Origin of the sequence: Aliirhizobium smilacinae (genome assembly GCF_006335145.1) — a bacterium.
GTDB classification, from domain to species: domain Bacteria; phylum Pseudomonadota; class Alphaproteobacteria; order Rhizobiales; family Rhizobiaceae; genus Neorhizobium; species Neorhizobium smilacinae.
Genome location: NZ_VDMN01000010.1, coordinates 46,456 through 64,749 on the forward strand (window position 1 = coordinate 46,456; position 18,294 = coordinate 64,749).

Genomic DNA, 18,294 nt, shown 5'->3' on the forward strand with positions numbered 1-18,294 from the left:
CTCCAACAAGCCATCGCTAAGGGGAACTAGCATGACTTCTTCGCTAGAACGAATACTCATGTCCAGACGCCACGTAATGAAAGGGATGGGAGGCCTCGCAGCTGCTTCCATGCTTGGCGGACGCGCCTTTGCTGCACCATCGACGGCCCTGACTTTTGCAGGCTGGCAGTATCAGCCTTCTATCGTCGAGGAAAACGTCAAAACTTTCATGAAACTATACGACGAGAACGTCGCTTACGAACTCATTTCCGGTGACTACCATCCGCTGGCTGAAACTAAGCTGACCGGCGGCCAGCATCTCGACATGCTTTATGCCGAAGAGAACTACATCGCGCGTTGGCATACGGCCGAATGGATCCGCAGCATCGAAGAGCTTCCGGGCGTGGATGAGATCAAGGCCGGCATGTTCCCGGTCAGTGTCCAATCCCTGTCGCTGCCGACGGGCGAACTGTGCGGCCTGCCGTATTATGCCGGTTACAACACCTTCCTGTACAACGAGGAGCATCTTCAGAAAGCTGGAGTCGAAGCGCCTGCCACTTGGGATGCGGTGCTTGAAACTTGTCGCAAACTCAAGGCCGACGGCATTTCCGATGCGCCGTTCCACGGCATGTGGCAGCAGAACTGGCCGAACATGTCATGGAACATGTTTGCCTGCTGGTATTCGGAGGGCGCGAAGGTCTTTGACGCGGACGGCAATTTCATCGACGAGCCGGCATTGCGAAAAATCCTCGAAGTGCACCAGACCCTTTACAAGGAAGGCCTCGTTACCGCTGATATCATGACGCTGCCAGGTGAGGGCGTGCCATCCTATGCTTCGGGCAGGCACACTTTCATGGTTGTCCATGACTATAACCACAAGGTCGCCAACGACCCGGCTGTTTCCAAGATCGCCGGCAAGGTCCGCAATTCACTGATGCCCGGTGCCACACGCTCCACCATGGCCTGGACCGCCTCTTATCTGATGGGCGCACAACCCGTCGATGAAGAGCGCGTCTGGAACCTGCTGAAGTTTTTTGGCGGCAAAGCAAGCGATGGCGAGTATCACGTCATCAAGCGCTGGGCGCTCGAGTTCGGCCTCGGCTCTGGCTACAAGGAAGTCATGGCTGATCCCGACATCGTCGAAAGCTTTTCCAAATGGCGTGATCTGAATGTGTCGTCACAGCAGCTAGGCATGGCGACGTCGCGTGCCATCGGCAAGGCCATTTGGTTCCCTGAATGGGATATGTTCATGATGCAACAGGTGCAGGAATATATCCGCTCAGGCAGTTCCACAGACGAACTCGTCACGCGTCTGGCTGAAAAGGCAACCGAGCTCAAGTCTCAGTACCAGTAGAAACCGGATATCCGCAAAGTTGGAGAATGCGACCGTCGTACATCGGCGATGGCGGCCGCATTCCGGAGTTCAGCCCCCAAAATGATCGTAAGGCGCGCCGATGCGGTGTCTACCTGCGATGACATGCGAGGGATATCATGACGCTTACCGCAGACGCGCCCAAAATCGACATTGTCGCGCCGCGCCGCCGCCGTGTCGGCACCGCGCCCGCCTTTGCCTACCTCACCGTGGCACCGGTCCTTGTGCTTATGGTGCTGATTGTCGGCATCCCATTGCTCTACAGCTTGTATCTTTCCTTCAACAGCACCAATCCGATTACCAAGAAATGGATATTTGTCGGCTTCGCCAATTATAGCCGCGTGTTCCAAAACGCTGACTTCTGGGCGGCGCTCGGGCGAACGGCTTATTTCTCGGTACTGGCAGTTGTTGGTACCACCGTGCTTGGCATCATTTTCGCACTGGTGCTGAACCAGAGATTTTTTGGGCGCGGCTTGTTGCGTAGCGTCGTCCTCATTCCGTGGGCCATGGCGCCGGTGTCTATTGGCGTGCTCTGGTCATTCATCTATGCCGGAAATTTCGGTCTCCTCAACGGCCTGCTTCATGATCTCGGGCTAGGCTCACTTGCCACGGCATGGTTCGGTGACGGCTTTCGAGCGCTGAATCTCGTTGCAATTACTCAGATATGGAATCAGGCGCCGCTCACTGCCCTGATGATGCTGTCGGCGTTGCAGTCGATGCCAGGCAACCTGCATCGCGCTGCGATACTTGATGGTGCCGGTCCAGTCAGGCGCTTCTTCTCGATTACGCTGCCATGGCTGAAATCGTCGCTGCTCTTCTCTACCATCGTCTCCACCATCAATGCGCTGATGACGTTCGACATCATCTGGATCATGACACGCGGCGGACCGGGAGCGGCGACCACGACACTGTCATGGCTCGGTTACGTCCAGTCCTTCCAGTTCCTACGCTTCGGCGAAGGAGCCGCAACGCTCTACCTTCTGACCATGTTGAGCCTGGCTCTCGCCGTTCTGTATTTCTTCGTTCTAAGCCCAAAGAAGCCGAAGCCTGCGTCGGAGATTCCAGGAAAGCCTGTCGCAACAATCCCCAGAGTTCGCCCCGCAATGGTTGTCATACCACCATGGAACATGCGCCCGCTTATCCATCCGACGACGCAGCGCAACCTAACGCGGGTGTTTTTTGGCATAGGCGTTCTGGCAATCTTCGTGTGGTCCTTTCTACCGGTTGCCATTCTCATCATGATCAGCCTGTCGCCCCCGACCGACCTCATCCGCACGCCGCCCTCAGTTTTTCCGTCTTCGTTGACGCTTGAGAACTACCGCATGGTACTGATGGCGGAGGGGACTACGAGCGTGCAGGCCCAGCGTGTTCCGGTCGCCTTGTTCAACAGTTTCGTCATCGGTGCAATCGTCTCTCTGATCAACGTCGCGCTCGGCACCTTCGCCGGCTACGGTTTTGCGCGCTACGCGAACAGGCGGTTCTTCGCCGTCAGCCTCTGGGCCCTGCTTCTGACACGCATGGTGCCGGCGCTCACCCTCGTCCTGCCTTTCTTCATCCTGTTCCGTTCCATGGGGCTGATCGACACCTATCTCGGCGTCATCATCGCCTATTCGACCATCCTCATGCCACTGGCCGCGTGGATGATGAAAGCGAGTTTCGAGAACTTGCCGGCGAGCCTCGAGCGGGCAGCTCAGATCGACGGTTGCAGCCGCTGGACCATGTTCATCAAGGTTCTCGTGCCGATCGTGCGGCCAGGCATCATCGCGGCAGTGATATTCTGTTTCCTCGTCTCGTGGAACGAGTTCCTCTTCGCCATGATCTTGACGACGACCATGAAGACCCAGACGATCCCGGTGATCATCGCGGGCTTCCTGAACCAGGCACGATTTTACGAATATGGCCCGATGTTCGCGGCAAGCGTGCTGGCGATCCTACCCCCCATTGCAATTGCATTCTTCTTTCAACGCTACCTCGTTCAGGGCGCCCTTTCCGGCGCGGTGAAGGGCTGACTCAAAACGGATGAAGGGAAGCTATCTATGTCATCCATCAATATTGCCGGCCTCAACAAACGTTACGGCCAGACGCATGTACTGAAAGGTCTCGACCTCTCGATCAAGAATGGAGAATTCATCTCCTTCCTCGGCCCGTCGGGCTGCGGCAAGTCGACACTTCTGTTTTGCATTGCCGGTCTCGAAGAGATTTCCGATGGTTCGATCCGCTTTGACGGACGTGAAATCTCGGATCTGGGGCCGCGCGAGCGCAACATCGCACTCGTCTTCCAGGATTACGCGCTCTATCCACATATGACCGTTCGCGACAATATCGCGTTTCCGTTGCGACAGCAGAAGATCGATGCGGCAACCATCGCCAAGCAGGTTGCGTGGGCCGCCGACGTTCTCGGTATCCAGGCCCTGCTCGACCGGCTTCCGGCAGCACTTTCAGGTGGCCAGCGTCAGCGTGTCGCCGTTGGTCGCGCCATCGTGCGCAATCCTTCCGTCCTGCTGATGGATGAGCCTCTGTCGAACCTCGACGCATCGCTGCGTGTCCATATGCGCACGGAAATCCGTCGGTTGCAGAAGGAACTCGGCATCACCGTCATCTTTGTCACCCACGACCAGGAGGAGGCAATGGTTCTATCCGACCGGATCGCGGTAATGAATAATGGCGTGCTGCAGCAGTTCGCCGCCCCGATGGACGTCTACAGCCGTCCGGCCAATCGCTTCGTTGCCGGTTTCATCGGAAGCCCGCAGATGAATTTTCTACCAGGCGATCTCTGTGGCGGCGCGGCCGATCATGTGGTGGGCGTCCGCCCCCATGACCTGAAGCCCGGAAACGGCATCGCCAATCCTTTCACGCTCAGCGGCGAACTGGTGCTGGTCGAACCTGCTGGTCCGTTCCAGTTCCTCGATATCGCGATCGGCGGGCATATCGTGCGCGCCACCTGTACCGACATTGCCGGGCTTTCGCCGGGCGAAACGATCACCGTTGGAGCAAGCCCCGAGGCCCTCCGCTACTTCAACGCGGACACCGGAGCCCGCGTAAGTCACTCCAGATAACGCTAATAACCGAAAGTCGCAGTCATGGCATATGATCTCGTACTGAAAAATGGTCACATCATCGATCCGTCCCAAAGTATTGACCGTGTCGCCGACGTGGCCTTTTCCGCCGGGAAGGTGGCAGCTCTCGGCGAAAATCTTACCGGCCTGCAGGAACGCGACGTATCGGGCCTGATCGTCACGCCGGGCCTTATCGATCTTCATACGCATGTCTATTGGGGTGGCACTTCGCTCGGCGTCGATCCGGATGCATTCGCGCGCCAGAGCGCGGTTTCCACCTGTGTGGATACCGGAAGCGCCGGACCGGGTAACTTTCCCGGCTTCCGCAAGCATGTCATCGAGCAGAGTACGGCACGCGTTCTCGTTTATCTGCACGTGTCGTTTGCAGGTATCTATGGCTTTGCCAAGAATATCATGCTGGGCGAAAGCCACGATCTGCGACTGATGGCCGCACGCGAGGCGGTCGAAGTTATCAATGCCAATCGTGATGTGATTATCGGCGTCAAGGTTCGTATCGGCAAGCACGCCTCCGGGCCATCCGGGATCCAGCCGCTCGACATCGCATTGCAGGTGGGCGACGAGACCAATCTTCCTGTCATGTGCCATATCGACGAGCCGCCGCCTTCCTATGAAGCCGTCGTCTCGCGTCTTCGCAAAGGTGACGTGCTGACACATTGTTATCGCCCGTTCCCCAATTCCCCGGTCGATGGCAAGGGCAAGATCAAGCCTGAAATTCTCGAGGCGCGCGAGCGCGGCGTCCTGTTCGACATCGGTCATGGAATGGGCTCGTTTTCCTGGAAGACGGCGCGCGCCATGCTGGACCAGGGTTTTCCACCGGATACGATTTCATCCGATGTGCATGCACTTTGCATCGAAGGTCCGGCCTACGACCAGGTGACAACTTTATCGAAGTTCCTCGCACTCGGCATGCCGATGAGCGAGGTGATCGCCGCATCCACTATCAATGCGGCAAACGCCCTGCAGCGGCCGGAACTGGGCACTTTCAAGATCGGCGCCGAAGGCGATGCAAGCGTGCTCGAACTCCGCAACGGCTCGTTTGCACTCGAAGATGTACGCGGCGAGATCGTCATGGCGCCTCAGCGCCTCTTTGCCGCGGGCCTGGTCATTGGCGGCCGCGACGTCGGCACGAGCACACAACCCATTGCCGCCGCAGCGGAATAAGGAGAAAGATCATGGATACCGGATATACTCCCACCACCAAAATCGGTAATTTCATCGGCGGAAGCTGGGCCTTGGAATCGGAGACCATGCCCGCCGTCAATCCGGCGACGGGGGCCGTGATCGCCCAATTGCCGAAATCGAGCCGCGAAACCGTCGCGACGGCGGTGTCAGCCGCGAAACTGGCCGCCAAAGCATGGGCCGCAACGCCGGTGTTCAAGCGCGCTGAAATCTGCGTGGCGATCGGTACTGCCATCGATGCCGAACGCGAATCCATTGCCCGGATATTGTCCATCGAACAGGGTAAGGTCTATGCCGAAGCCTTCGGCGAGGTCGGCAAGGCCGCGGATGGCTTCCGTCTCGCGTCCGAGCTCGTCAAGCAGATGGGGGGCCAGACGCTTCCTGCAGAAGATGCGACCAAGCTCGTGATGACCATTCGTCAGCCCCGCGGCGTCTACGGCGTGATCACGCCGTGGAACTTTCCGGTCAATATCCCGGTCGAGTATCTCGCGCCGGGTATCGCCACAGGCAACGCGATCGTCTGGGTGCCGGCGCCTTCGACTTCTCTGGTCGCCTGCGCGCTGATGCAGGCGATAGAAAAGGCTGGCCTGCCGGCTGGCGTGTTGAACCTGGTCATCGGCGAGGGCGCGACGGCGGGCGATGCGGTTGTCGTTCATCCGGATGTCGCTGCCATCGGCTTCACCGGAAGTGCGGCGACCGGTAAGCGGATCGCCGAGCGTGGCGCCGGTAAGCCTCTGCTTCTGGAGCTTGGCGGCAACGGCCCGGTCATCGTCTTCGAGGATGCCGACCTGGATGCGGCGGCTGCGGCGGCAGCCGGCGGTGCCTTCTTCAATGCGGGCCAGGTCTGCGCTGCGACTGGCCGCGTGCTTGCTCATCATTCGATCGTCGACAGCCTGTGCGAGAAGCTAACCGCACACGCGGCAAAGCATGTCCTCGGCGATCCCTTCCATCAGGGGACGACCATGGGGCCACTCAACAACCCCAAGGTCGCTGCCAAAGTGAAGGAGCATGTGGATGACGCTCTTAGCAACGGCGCCAAGGTGCTGATCGGCGGCAAGCCGCGGCCGGACCTCGGTAGCGAACTCTACTTCGAACCGACCGTGATCCGTGACGTGACGCGCGATATGAAGATCAACCGTGAAGAGACCTTCGGTCCGGTCGTACCGGTTCTCGCCTTTCAGAACGAAGCAGAAGCCCTGGATCTGGCGCTGGACAGCGAATACGGCCTCTCGGTCGGCGTCTTTACTGCCGACGTGACCCGCGGCGTTGAAATCGCCAAGGCCATTCCGGCCGGCATCGTCAACATCAATGCCGGCAGTACATGGTGGGAAATCCATCTGCCATTCGGCGGTGGTTCTAACACCAAGAGCGGCATCGGCCGTCTCGGCGGCGTCCACACCATGGAAGCAATGACGGAACTCAAGATGATCACCATCACCATCGATCGGAAGGGAGCTGACTCATGAGTATGGCTTCTGTTGCGGCGCAGGCAGACAGCAATGTCCGCCTGACGCCGGTGGAAAAGACACGACTTCTTCTATGCCTCGTCGACCAACTGATACCGGGCGCAGACGGTTGGCCTTCCGCTTCCGAGGCTGGTGTACATGGCATCATCGCCCTGCGCCTTTTTGTCGATGGCGCCCCCGGCATGTTCGAGAAAATCGCCGAGGGACTGGGATGGCCTATGGGCGGACTCGGCAGCGACGATCCAGATGCACGTATCGAAGCCGTGCAGACTTTCGAGGCCGCCGATCCGGACCTGTTCGACAAGGTCTATGCGGCGGTGGTACTCGCCTATTACGAGACGCCCTTCATCGTCGAGGCGATCGCCATGACCGGCCGCCCCTATTCGATCCGCCCCCATGTCTCTGGCTATCAGATGTCACCGTTCGATTATACGCGGGACACGCCGAAACATGGACGCGGTCATTACCTGACAACTGAGGAGATGCGACCTGTCGATACGTCAGGACTTCATCTCGAAACGAATAAAACGCACCGTTGGGGGGTTCATCGATGAACAACGACCGTACCTGTGACATCCTGATCGTCGGCGCTGGTGCCACCGGTTCACTCGCCGCCCTTGTGCTGGCAGAAGCCGGCCTCGACGTTGTCTGTCTCGAGCAGGGTTCCTGGGTCGAGGCGAAGGACCATCCGCATCTCCATGCGGACTGGACATGGCAGCGGCGTACCAACTGGAGCCCGGACGTCAACAAGCGTAGCCATCCCGACGATTTCCCGGTCAATTCTGACTCATCGCAAATCCTGATGTGGAACGCTGTGGGCGGGTCCACCAACGTCTATGGCGCTATCTGGCCACGCTATCGCCCTTCCGATTTCCGCAAGGGCACAGAACACAGCATGCAACCCGACTGGCCTATCACCTATGAGGACATCGCCCCGTATTATGAGGAAGCCGACCGATTGGTTGGGGTCTCCGGATTGGCCGGCGATCCGGCAATGCCGACGCGCGAAAAATGTCCGACAAGGCCGATGCCCGTTTCGAAGGTGGCGAAGCGCCTTGCCGCCGGGTTCGACGAACTCGGCTGGCACTGGTGGCCAGCAGAAGCCGGTGCGGTTACCGAGGATTACGACGGCCGCCCCGCCTGCAACAATTGTGGTACCTGCAACGGCTGCCCGCGTGGCTCGATGAGCAAATATTCCATGTCCATCTGGCCGAAGGCGCTGGAAGCTGGTTGTGAGCTGAGAATCAATGCGCGTGTTCTGAAGATTGAAAAGGATTCCAACGGTCGAGCCAGCGGAGCGCTCTATATCGATCGCAATACGGGACAGAAACACTTCCAGAAGGCGAAGATTGTCATCGTTGCGGCAAACGGAATCGGTACACCGCGCCTTCTGCTGGCTTCGGACAACCTCGCCAACAGCAACGATCAGGTCGGGCGTCACCTGCTGCACCACACTTTGGTCGCCTGCGAGATGTGGGTGGATGAGCCGGTAGACGGACAGATCGGCTATGTCGCCTCGCTGTTATCACGCCAGTTCGCCGAAACCGACATATCCCGCGGGTTCGTCAATGGTTTCAATTTCAACTGCATTACGTCTACGGCATCCGCCGGAGAACTGGCGGCGGGCTGGTTCACGTCCGCACGCGCACCGTGGGGTAAGGAACATCACAACTGGTTCCAGCGGCATTTCGGGCATTCGATCGGTGTTTTCGCCATTGGCGACGATCTGCCCAATCCGGAAAACCGTGTTACGCTCGATCCCGTTCTGAAAGACTCGGACGGGGTCCCAGCAGCAAAGACACAATATGCGCCGGGGGAGAACGACAAGCGGATGATGAACTATATGCTCGACCGACTGGAGGAGCTAGCCAAAGCGTGTGGCGCGTTCGAATACAAACTGCATGACTATCGTGACAAGGATGGCGTTTACCGCACACCGGCGTGGCATATGATCGGCACCTGCCGCATGGGCAGCGATCCGAAGACCTCGGTCGTCAACAAGTGGCATCAGACCTGGGAAGTTCCGAATCTGTTCATCGTTGATGGTAGCGTTCTGGCAACCGGCGGCGTGGTCAATCCGACACCGACCATCTCCGCGCTGGCGCTGCGTGCCAGTGCCTATATTCGCGACAACTTCGAGACGCTGTCCATTACGACGCGCCCATCAATCGCAGCCTGAGGTAATATCGTGATGCAGCCTCCGCCGGCGGAGCCGGGAATGCATGAATCCGAGGTTGATACGCCAGCGCTGGTGATCGATCTCGATGTCATGGAAACGAACATGAATCGTATGGCTGAATTCTGCCGCAAGGCTGGTGTCGGGCTGCGGGCGCATGCCAAAACTCACAAGTCACCAGTTATTGCCAGTTGGCAGATTGAACGCGGTGCCGTCGGCCAATGCGTTCAGAAAACAGCGGAGGCAGAGGTTCTAGCCTGGTCCGGCGTCAGGGACATTCTTGTTTCCAACGAAGTGGTCGCGGAGCGCAAGCTCAAGCGGCTTGTTGCCTTGCAGTCGATGGCGAAGGTTTCTATCTGCGCTGATGACTCAGGTACGGTCGACCGCATCGAGCAGATGGCGGAAGCCGCCAGGCAACGTCTAACCGTGTTGGTCGAGATCGACGTGATGGGCGTACGCTGCGGCGTTCGGCCCGGCGCGGAAGCGGCCGCACTGGCAAGGCGGATCGCGACAAGCCCCCATCTCATCTTCGGTGGGCTGCAGTCCTACCACGGCAGTGCGCAACACTTGCGTAGCGAAGGCGAGCGCGAGCAGGCGATCGCAAGCGCGGTCCGGAAGACGGTGGAGACTGTGGAGGCAATCCGGAGCGAGGGTCTCGCCTGCGAAATCGTCGGTGGAGCCGGTACCGGTACTTTCCGCCATGAGGCAGCCAGTGGAGTTTATAACGAGATGCAGGCTGGCTCATACATTTTCATGGATGCCGATTACGCCCGCAACAACCCCAGGCCGGAGTTCGAACAGTCTCTTTTCGTGTTGAGCACGGTAATGAGCGCCGCGCGTGATGGCGTCGCGGTCGTTGACTGTGGCCATAAAGGTATCGCGATTGATAGCGGATTGCCGCTCGTTCACGGACGTGAGGACATCGATTATGTCGGTGCATCTGACGAACACGGTACGCTCGCCTTGCGTGGTACGTCGCTGAAGGTTGGCGAGGTGCTGCGCCTGGTTCCCGGACATTGTGATCCGACTGTCGATCGCTACGACTGGTATGTCGGCATGCGTGGCCAGCGAGTGGATTGCGTCTTTCCCGTTGCCGCAAGAGGTATGATGCAATGAGTCTTGCCGAAAGCGAGATGAAAACGGCGGCAGGATCTGTGACGGGATTGCGTTGTCTTGCTTGCAACGCGTTCTACCCGCCCGAACTTCTCTACCGGTGTACCGCCTGTGCCGGCATTCTTGAAGTTGAACGTGCAAAGCCGTTCCGCAGATGGGATCCGAGTGATTTCGTTCGTGAGGAGGTAACATTAGGAGAGGGTGGAACTCCTCTCCGGCAGGTGCCATCTTCTTTGCTGCATCCCGATTTTCGTGGCGCGCTTCTGGTTAAGGATGAGACACGCAATCCATCCGGTTCCTTCAAGGACAGGCTGGTGGCTGCCGCGCTCTCGCGCGCTATCGAATTCGGCGCGAGCGGTATCGTCAGCGCGTCAAGTGGGAATGCGGGGGCGGCTGCTGCCTGCTACGCTGCCAATGCCGGAATACCCGCAATTATCTGCTGCCCGGAGACGACACCTCACGGCAAACTCGCGCAGATCATGGCTTATGGCGCGACGCTGGAGCGAGTGTCGGGCCATTATGGTAACTCCTTCCAACGTGCAATGGAACTCTGCGACCAGCATGGCTATGTCAATCTTACGACGACATATCTCAATCCCTACGGCGTTGATGCTCTGCGGCTGGTTGGTCAGGAAATTTTTGAGGCGCTTGGAGGCATTCTACCCGGCTGGATTTCCATTCCAACCAGTTCCGGCCCGCTCGTAAAGGGTGTCTTCCAAGGTTTTCTTGATACCGCGGAGCAGGTTCCCCGGTTGGTGGCGGCACAATCCGAGGGATGTGCCCCGATCGCGCGAGCGTTCGCCGGAGGGCAGGACACGGTGGAACCTTGGGAATTGCCGCAAACCATTGCATCCGGCATTTCTGATCCGTTGCAGGGCTATCCCGAAGAGGGAAGCCATACACTATCCCTGATCCGCAAAAGTGGAGGCGAGGCAGTCGCGGTCCCTGACAATTATATCAAGGATGCGATGGTCGCTCTTGCTCGCAAAGCCGGTCTGTTCTGCGAACCCACCGGAGCCACGTCACTGGCCGCCTGTCGCCGTCTCTTTTCTGAAGGAAAGATCGGAATGCCGGACACAGTCGTCTGTATTATCACAGGGCACGGTTTTAAGGATTTTTCAGCATGGTCTGATGTCGAAGCTCACGGAATTCCCAGCTAAATTTTTGATACCCAGCTTCAGGACCAATCAAGTGGCCTGCGGTTACCCGCCAAATCCAGTGCCGGACACCGAAGATCGAGATTGGTCGCTGCCGGTAGTTCTGTTCGGGTGCCCTCGGGGATGTGGAGCTTAGCTGCTTGCGGTGTCCCGTCGAATCCATCCTGCCTATGGGTGTAATTTTCGATGTAGCTCGGTCGGGAGTTCCCCTTGAATGCCCAGCTGGCTCTGCGGGCACATGGGATGTCGGGCGCGGCCCTGAGGGGGCTCCTTGCGGTCCTCGTCGAAGCAGGTTTGATCGTGCGTAAGGACAGCCCCAACGGCAAGCCGCACGCACTCAAGGACCATGATGACGAGATCGAGACTGCATTCGGTTTCGACCTGGTGCCGCTTCTAGCTCGTTCGGAAGAATTAGCGTCGATGGCGCAGAAGGTCGCCGCTGATCGTGCCGCTTTGCGCAAGGCCAAGGAGAGTCTCAGCCTTTACCGGCGAGAAGTTCGCAAGCTGATCACGGCCGCTATGGAGGAGAGCGCGCAAGGTGGCTGGCATGCAATTGAAGGGATCTGTGTGGGGATCGTCTCGCGGATCCCCCGTATTCAGACGCTCGCGACTATTGCCCCGCTCATGGATGAAATCGAGATGCTACACGAGGAAGTCGTCAATCGATTGGATAATCTGGGAAAACTGAAAATATGAGCAGCAATGACGCTCTTATCGAGCGGCACATACAGAATCCAAATACCGAATCCACAAATGAACTTGAACCTCGCTCCAGAGAAGAGCTGGGCGCGACCTCGCATGGAAACATGGGCCACAAGAGCGAGCCGATGCAAGCTTTCCCGTTAATCGTGGTGCTCAAGGCTTGTCCGACGGTTATCGACTAGGCACCGGGTGGGGTTGTAACATACTGGCGGGAGTTGATGACCACCGCAGTTACTGTGCGATCGATGCTCGGGATCAGTCCGTCCGTTTACCAGGACGCTTGCGAAGTGATGGGGCCGGAGAACGCAGCGGTCGCGGTGTCCTGTATGCTGGAGCGGGCCGCGTTCATTAATGCTCCGGGCGGCTACCTTCGTGATTTGACGCGAAGAACACAGCTGGGGGAGTTTTCTCTGGGGCCGATGGTTATGTCTGCTCTGAGGGCAAACGGTGCAGGGCATTTGAAGGTCGGATAAAAGTTGGTAGCTGCCAACATTGATAAATAGCTGAAAACGCTGTGTTTTTAAGGTAGCCGATTTTTGCGTCGTCGGTTCAATGACCATTGTCGCGAAACGACCTACGTTGCCTCCGATTACTGAACTGATCTCCACTTGGGCGAGGTAGCACGTGTCCGCTGGAGGTCCTTGAGTCGCCTTGGCTTTAGGCATTTCAGCTCGTTTGGGTGCCGCTTGCGAGCGGCAGGCGGCAAGGGAAGCTTCGCCGCGTCTGCCATCTTTCGCCAGAGCCGGCCGCCCGACCTGAAATCCGTCATCCGCGCCCTTGCCTCCTTTGCTCTTCGCGGCAGACGAAGGGGTCCTACGCAATGTGGGAAAAGGAAAGAATGAAGAAGGGCGGGCCTCTGGTCCGGAGAAATATGGAAAGACGTGGATTGGAAGACCTGCGGGAGCGGGTCCCGTGTGGAGCCGTGCTCGAGGTCGCAGGCTTCACGATTGATTTGAAAGAGAGCACGCGGCGTGCGGTCAAGTATCGGCGAAACGCAGAGATCGTCATCGTCATCCACGAGGGTAGGGGATGGTTCGATCCCTTGTCCGACGCGAAGGGTGATGTGTTCGGCCTTGCCAAACATCTGAATGCCCTGTCGTTCAGCGATGCCGTCGAACGTGTGGCGGGATTGATCGGATTTTCGGCTGCTCTGCCAGTTTGGCAAGTGGGGCAAGAATTTCGAGCCGCTCGAAACGAAGCTTCAGGCGTTTCCGTTCAAGCTCGTTGGGCCGAGCGTAGCATGTTGTGGCGGGGCTCGGAGGCTTGGCACTATCTCCGATCGGAACGCTGCCTCCCGGAAAATATCATTCTAGCCGCCATGCGGACGGATCTGCTGCGGGAGGGACCCTTTGGTAGCATGTGGGCGGCACATGTCGATGACGACGGAATAGTCTCCGGCTGGGAAGAACGCGGACCGGTCTGGCGCGGCTTTGCCACCGGCGGTTCCAAAGTTCTCTTCCGATTTGGCGCCGAGGATGCAATGCGGCTCTGCGTGACCGAGGCTGCGATCGATGCCATGAGCCTTGCGGCTTTCGAAGGTTTTCGCGAGGGCAGTATGTATCTCAGCACGGGCGGCGGCTGGTCTCCGATTACCCACAGAGCTTTACGCAAACTTGCGGAACGCAAAGGCTCACGACTCGTCGCCGCCACAGATGCCAATAGCCAGGGAGAGACCTTCGCCGGTCGGTTACGCGACATTGCCGACGCTACCGGTTGCGACTGGCAGCGGCTCAAGCCACCCGCAGAAGACTGGAACGACGCGTTGCGTGCGCGGGAAATAGAAAGAAGGAAAAGGAAGATGGAAAGGATAGGAGGCCTGCCGCATGCCCGCCGGGCGCATCAAGGGTGAAGCTTCGCCCGGCTCTGCCGGCCCTTGACCCGTCCGGACCGGGAGGCGGCTCGAGCGGAGGGGCCAGAAGGGCTGAAGACAAGATGGCGACCACGAGGATCAGCCACGCTTCAGGCCCGGACGAGCCCGAAGGAGCCCCCCCATGACCGTAGCTTCTATCCGCAGGATCTACCAGAGTACCGCCGATCGCCGGCAGATGTCCCGCTTGTTCGATCGGCATGTTCAGCGGCCCAACCGATGGGCAGAGGACGACAGCGCCGTTTATCCCGGCAAATGGTTCGAAATCGACGAGCCCTCCCATGATTACATGTTCGGGATCCTGCCGCCGCTGTTCATGCGTGGCGATCTGTTTGCCATGAGCGGGTACGGGCGGCTTCATCGCCAGCGCGTGGCGTGTCAATCGCCCCTTGTCCGAGCTCACAGGTCAATCTTTCTACAGTCATAAGGGCCGGGTAGCGGATGAGGCGGACTTCCGGGCGCGCGTATTCGAGACTGCAGAGCATCGGCGTGACCTCGCACGCCTCAATCGTATCCAGAAACAGCAGTGCTGCGGCACGCCCTGGGGGTGGTCGCAGATTGTCACAGTCTATGCCGAGGGCATCGTCAGCCATGTGACCGCCAGCCATGGCCGCTTCCATCTGTCACCTGAGCGCAATGCGCAAGTCCACGCCTTCTTGCGATCGGCCGATTGTTTCTATGAGGATTGCTGCTGGGCCGCCGTCACCATCACCTTTCCGAACCTGTTCACCGGCGATGAGAGGCGGATTGCCGACAAGAAGTGCGAGACCTGGCAACCCGATGCCTGGGAGGCCATCCATGGTGTGATGCTTGTGCCGGGTGAACCCGACGTCAGGGATCGTCGCAGCTTCGAATGCGATCATGCAGACGACTGGGCCGTGATATCGGCGCGTCGGTCGGATCATCATACCGGCATGACGGAAGTGGTCGCCACGCGCGGTGGCAAGCGAGGCTCTGGCGTTGACGAACGACGATATCTGGTGTCGTCAGGCGAATACGAGGTCGGTCGCTTCGGTTTTGTCATCGATGAGACCCGGCACCAAACCTACGACGGCCCCTCGTCCTTCATGTCCTGGGTCGGGCGGACGAGATGATCCGCTCGTTCAAAGGCGCCCCGCCATGAGACACGCCATCACCTCGATCTGGTCTCCAGACAGATCGAGGTGATGGCGGAGCGTGCCACAAACACCCAAAAGGCCAAGGGTGGCCAATCGGTCGCGCAGGCGCTCAGGATCATAGTGGACCAGGTCGGATGAAGCGCTCTTTCGACAACTTCGAGCATTTCGAATTCGAGCGCGGGCCGGAATCGAGGCCCTGACCCGCAAGCTGTCGCGCCAGGAAGCAGCAATCTCAGCTGTCCGAGGCGGTCACGGATGTCATCCCTCGACACGGAAGGAGCGCAGCATGAAACGCTTTCGTATCGACACCGAATATCATTTGCCGATCTATCGCCGACGGTTTTACAAGGCCGCAACCATCCACAACGCGGGCCGAATGGCCATCAGCGACGAAGGATGGGACGACGAGCGATCCGGGGCCGATAGCTCGGGTGACACCTAGATCACCGATATCCGCGAAGAGCCAACCGACGGGGCGGAACCGACCTATCATCCGGTGCCCGAGGCATTTCGCGAGACGTTGCAGCGGAAAGCGGATCTCTTTGACGATCTTGTCGCGTTGTTGCGGGAGCCGGCGGGTGAGATGGGTCAGTCAAAACGGGACTTCGAGGATTGGCTGCCACGGGCGCAGGTGGCCTAATTGAAGGCCGACGCAATCGGCACCTAAGACCGCCTCGTCGTCATGGTCAGCGATCCGATACGATCGTTTCACAGATTGTCATTGCTTCTTGTGGACTGCTTCCGGCATCTCGACCGGCAAGGTTGCTCCCCTTGGCCGGTCCGGCCTTCGGTTTCGTGGCGGTCTGGACCAACGCCCGTCCGGCTCAAGGCCGCTGTCGCGCCGCGGGGCGGCCGGTCGTGTCGCTCGTCGCAAAGCAGGAATGCGGGACATCGCAGGGCTTTGGCCCCGCTTGCCCGCATGCCGGCTTTGCTCGATCTGGCTCGCCCGGACCCTGAACCGGCCGGCTTGCGTCGGTCCCTTTCTACCGCACCGAAGGACGGGCCGGCCGAGGGGGCCGAAGCCGCCTCGGCAGATAACGAAAGGAAACCATCATGGCAAAGCCAGCAAACCAGTCCCGGCAATCCTCCAATCAGGCCTCCCGTCCATCCGCCCGCGTCCTCCAGCTTCGCAAGGGCGCTACCGTCGAAATGGTCCGCCTGACATGCCCCGATGAAGCCCAGGCACTGAAGATCGCAGAGAGCTTCGGCGCTGCCATCCTCGATAGCGACGGCATCCGCGATATGCACGAGCGCCTGATAGTCGAAACTGCCACCGGCCTCTCGGACGGCCTCGGGGAGAGGGCGATGCAGATCCACCTCCAGCGCATCGTCGGTGCCTATGTCGGCTCGGCGCACGGTGCCGGCCAGTTTTATTCCCGCGCCGTCAGCGAAGCGCGCGATGCCACCGCCAAAGGAGCTGCTGATGCCCGCGACGAGGATCTCGACGGGCCGGTCGGCTATGACAGCGCCGCTCAGCGCAAGCGCGAATTCGCCGCGGATATGGGCATCCAGGCTCACGCGCTCCGAATGGCAGCCGAGGGCGCCGTCGCAGCCTACGAGCAGATTGTCGGCGAGGTCTGGAAGCCCTTTGACCGACCGGTCGAAAATCCGGGCCAGACGCTCGACCGCAAGGCGGCCGCGGCCCAGATGTCGGCCTTCGACTGAGGCCATCCCAACCGGCGGAGCCCAGGTTCCGCCGTTCCATCTAGGTCTGATATTGGCGGCCGCCCAGTCAGAGCGGCCTTTTCCATGTAGTCCATAGCGACCATGCCGAAGGAGGATGGAGGAAGAAAGGCGGGAAACGGCCATCGGTGCCGCTCGCAACCCCGTCCCGGCCTCGGTCCTGCAGGAGCCGGATGCAGGCCGCAACGGCTTCGCCGTCCTTCACATGCGCTTCGGCCGTTCCGGTGCTCCTGCCCCCTGACCGCTCCTGCAATCGGCCCTCCGTGACGAGGTCGCGATCGACGCGGCCTTCCGTAAACGGAGGTTTGAAAAATGAGCAAGAAGACCGAAACCGCCCGCATCGATATCTATGCCCGCATCACCGACCGGATCGTGGCCGATCTGGAAAGCGGCGTGCGCCCTTGGGTCAAGCCATGGAGCGCCCGCAACATGTCCGGCCGAGTGAGCCGGCCGCTCCGGCATAACGGACAGGCCTATACGGGGCTGAACGTGCTCCTCCTATGGTCGGAGAGCGTTGCCTGCGGGTTCACCTCCGCGACCTGGATGACCCTGCGACAGGCGAACGAGCTTGGCGCCCGTGTCCGCAAGGGCGAAAACGGCGCCACCGTCGTCTATGCGAACCGTTTCACCAAGACGGAAACCGACGCTGGCGGCGGCGAGATCGAACGCGATATCCCGTTCCTGAAAGCTTACACCGTCTTCAATTGTGATCAAATTGAAGGATTGCCGGATCATTATTACCGCGCTCCCGACGCGATTGCCAAACCGCTCGAGCGCATCGAGTACGCGGACCGCTTCTTCGACAACACAGGCGCGGTCGTCCGGTATGGCGGCAACCAGGCCTACTATTCAGCGCCCACCGACCACATCCAGCTTCCCGAGCCGGCGCAATTCCGCGACACGACGTCCTTCATTGCGATCCGCGCGCATGAGACACTGCACTGGACTTCCGCGGCTCATAGGCTGAACAGGGATCTTTCCCGTTATCACAAGGATCGCCGCGAACGTGCCTTCGAAGAGATGCTCGTCGAGCTCGGCGCCGCGATGCTTTGCGCCGATCTCGGGATCGTTGCGGAACTGGAGCCGCGGCCGGATCACGCTGCTTATATCCAGACCTGGGCCGCAATCCTCGGGGCCGACAAGCGCGCTATCTTCCAGGCTGCTGCCCATGCGCAGCGCGCCGTCGCCTATCTCCATGGTCTTCAGCCGCAGGCGTCTTCCGATCACGAGGCGGTCTGACGTTGTGCGAACCCAAGCTTGCCGACCACGCTGAAACCTCGACGATCCGGCTCAGAGTGCTGTCGCTCGGGGCCGGGGTCCGATCCACCACCGTGGCGCTGATGGCCGCCCATGGTGGGATCGGGCCGATCGCCAGCTCGATCTATGGCCGAACGAGTGCGAGGGG

General features: G+C 59.6%; 15 protein-coding genes and 2 pseudogenes. All 17 read left to right on the forward strand.

Translation table 11 applies throughout. The features are described 5' to 3' along the window. Window positions 1-58: 58 nt before the first annotated feature. The 17 genes and pseudogenes from FHP24_RS26755 (at window position 59) to FHP24_RS26830 (ending at window position 18,128) form a co-directional block, all read left to right on the forward strand. Window positions 59-1,333: an ABC transporter substrate-binding protein gene (locus tag FHP24_RS26755; RefSeq protein ID WP_246091959.1), complete on the forward strand. Its 1,275-nt coding sequence runs from the start codon at window positions 59-61 to the stop codon at window positions 1,331-1,333. Window positions 1,334-1,470: 137 nt separating this feature from the next. Beyond that, window positions 1,471-3,360, forward strand: coding sequence for an ABC transporter permease (locus FHP24_RS26760; RefSeq protein WP_139679309.1), 1,890 nt, complete (start codon window positions 1,471-1,473; stop codon window positions 3,358-3,360). Between the two features lie 27 nt (window positions 3,361-3,387). Beyond that, the gene (locus tag FHP24_RS26765; RefSeq protein WP_139679310.1) at window positions 3,388-4,407 is read left to right on the forward strand and encodes an ABC transporter ATP-binding protein; all 1,020 of its coding nucleotides are present in this window, start codon (window positions 3,388-3,390) and stop codon (window positions 4,405-4,407) included. A 24-nt stretch (window positions 4,408-4,431) separates the two neighbouring features. Then, window positions 4,432-5,589, forward strand: coding sequence for an amidohydrolase/deacetylase family metallohydrolase (locus FHP24_RS26770; protein ID WP_139679311.1), 1,158 nt, complete (start codon window positions 4,432-4,434; stop codon window positions 5,587-5,589). Window positions 5,590-5,600: 11 nt separating this feature from the next. Beyond that, a complete protein-coding gene (locus FHP24_RS26775) occupies window positions 5,601-7,073 on the forward strand; it encodes an aldehyde dehydrogenase family protein (protein ID WP_139679312.1) in 1,473 nt (490 codons plus the stop codon). Next, window positions 7,070-7,627, forward strand: a complete 558-nt coding sequence (locus FHP24_RS26780; RefSeq protein ID WP_139679313.1) for a gluconate 2-dehydrogenase subunit 3 family protein — start codon at window positions 7,070-7,072, stop codon at window positions 7,625-7,627. The genes FHP24_RS26775 and FHP24_RS26780 overlap by 4 nt, the downstream gene beginning before the upstream one ends. After that, complete coding sequence (locus tag FHP24_RS26785) at window positions 7,624-9,252, forward strand: GMC family oxidoreductase (RefSeq protein ID WP_139679314.1); 1,629 nt, start codon at window positions 7,624-7,626, stop codon at window positions 9,250-9,252. The genes FHP24_RS26780 and FHP24_RS26785 overlap by 4 nt, the downstream gene beginning before the upstream one ends. Window positions 9,253-9,291: 39 nt before the next feature. Next, the gene (locus tag FHP24_RS26790; RefSeq protein ID WP_246091960.1) at window positions 9,292-10,365 is read left to right on the forward strand and encodes a DSD1 family PLP-dependent enzyme; all 1,074 of its coding nucleotides are present in this window, start codon (window positions 9,292-9,294) and stop codon (window positions 10,363-10,365) included. Next, the gene (locus tag FHP24_RS26795; protein ID WP_246091961.1) at window positions 10,362-11,522 is read left to right on the forward strand and encodes a pyridoxal-phosphate dependent enzyme; all 1,161 of its coding nucleotides are present in this window, start codon (window positions 10,362-10,364) and stop codon (window positions 11,520-11,522) included. Before FHP24_RS26790 ends, FHP24_RS26795 begins: the two co-directional genes overlap by 4 nt. A gap of 201 nt (window positions 11,523-11,723) precedes the next feature. Beyond that, window positions 11,724-12,694 (forward strand): annotated as a pseudogene (repC, locus tag FHP24_RS26800) (plasmid replication protein RepC); the annotation flags it as partial. Window positions 12,695-13,041: 347 nt separating this feature from the next. After that, entirely contained in the window at window positions 13,042-14,070 is a 1,029-nt protein-coding gene (locus tag FHP24_RS26810; protein ID WP_342782363.1) for a DUF3991 and toprim domain-containing protein, read from the forward strand. Window positions 14,071-14,212: 142 nt separating this feature from the next. After that, a pseudogene (locus tag FHP24_RS26815) lies at window positions 14,213-14,428 on the forward strand (DUF1419 domain-containing protein); the annotation flags it as partial. Window positions 14,429-14,477: 49 nt separating this feature from the next. Then, window positions 14,478-15,182: a DUF7007 domain-containing protein gene (locus tag FHP24_RS26820; RefSeq protein WP_139679318.1), complete on the forward strand. Its 705-nt coding sequence runs from the start codon at window positions 14,478-14,480 to the stop codon at window positions 15,180-15,182. Window positions 15,183-15,492: 310 nt separating this feature from the next. Beyond that, window positions 15,493-15,648: a hypothetical protein gene (locus FHP24_RS28880; protein WP_180356140.1), complete on the forward strand. Its 156-nt coding sequence runs from the start codon at window positions 15,493-15,495 to the stop codon at window positions 15,646-15,648. A gap of 611 nt (window positions 15,649-16,259) precedes the next feature. Continuing rightward, window positions 16,260-16,871: a hypothetical protein gene (locus FHP24_RS26825; protein WP_139679319.1), complete on the forward strand. Its 612-nt coding sequence runs from the start codon at window positions 16,260-16,262 to the stop codon at window positions 16,869-16,871. Window positions 16,872-16,986: 115 nt separating this feature from the next. Beyond that, window positions 16,987-17,130 carry a hypothetical protein gene (locus tag FHP24_RS28885; protein WP_180356141.1) on the forward strand — a complete coding sequence of 48 codons (144 nt, stop codon included), beginning with the start codon at window positions 16,987-16,989 and terminating at the stop codon, window positions 17,128-17,130. Window positions 17,131-17,201: 71 nt separating this feature from the next. Further along, window positions 17,202-18,128, forward strand: a complete 927-nt coding sequence (locus FHP24_RS26830; protein WP_139679320.1) for an ArdC family protein — start codon at window positions 17,202-17,204, stop codon at window positions 18,126-18,128. Window positions 18,129-18,294: the final 166 nt, after the last annotated feature.

Excerpts from the sequence above, each read along its gene's own strand:
- FHP24_RS26760 (WP_139679309.1), top strand. The coding sequence starts at position 1,471 with ATGACGCTTACCGCAGACGCGCCCAAAATCGACATTGTCGCGCCGCGC.
- FHP24_RS26770 (WP_139679311.1), top strand. The coding sequence starts at position 4,432 with ATGGCATATGATCTCGTACTGAAAAATGGTCACATCATCGATCCGTCC.
- FHP24_RS28880 (WP_180356140.1), top strand. The coding sequence starts at position 15,493 with ATGAAACGCTTTCGTATCGACACCGAATATCATTTGCCGATCTATCGC.
- FHP24_RS26765 (WP_139679310.1), top strand. The coding sequence starts at position 3,388 with ATGTCATCCATCAATATTGCCGGCCTCAACAAACGTTACGGCCAGACG.
- FHP24_RS26790 (WP_246091960.1), top strand. The coding sequence starts at position 9,292 with ATGCATGAATCCGAGGTTGATACGCCAGCGCTGGTGATCGATCTCGAT.
- FHP24_RS26780 (WP_139679313.1), top strand. The coding sequence starts at position 7,070 with ATGAGTATGGCTTCTGTTGCGGCGCAGGCAGACAGCAATGTCCGCCTG.
- FHP24_RS26795 (WP_246091961.1), top strand. The coding sequence starts at position 10,362 with ATGAGTCTTGCCGAAAGCGAGATGAAAACGGCGGCAGGATCTGTGACG.
- FHP24_RS26755 (WP_246091959.1), top strand. The coding sequence starts at position 59 with ATGTCCAGACGCCACGTAATGAAAGGGATGGGAGGCCTCGCAGCTGCT.
- FHP24_RS28885 (WP_180356141.1), top strand. The coding sequence starts at position 16,987 with ATGGAGGAAGAAAGGCGGGAAACGGCCATCGGTGCCGCTCGCAACCCC.
- FHP24_RS26785 (WP_139679314.1), top strand. The coding sequence starts at position 7,624 with ATGAACAACGACCGTACCTGTGACATCCTGATCGTCGGCGCTGGTGCC.
- FHP24_RS26830 (WP_139679320.1), top strand. The coding sequence starts at position 17,202 with ATGAGCAAGAAGACCGAAACCGCCCGCATCGATATCTATGCCCGCATC.
- FHP24_RS26775 (WP_139679312.1), top strand. The coding sequence starts at position 5,601 with ATGGATACCGGATATACTCCCACCACCAAAATCGGTAATTTCATCGGC.
- FHP24_RS26825 (WP_139679319.1), top strand. The coding sequence starts at position 16,260 with ATGGCAAAGCCAGCAAACCAGTCCCGGCAATCCTCCAATCAGGCCTCC.
- FHP24_RS26810 (WP_342782363.1), top strand. The coding sequence starts at position 13,042 with ATGTGGGAAAAGGAAAGAATGAAGAAGGGCGGGCCTCTGGTCCGGAGA.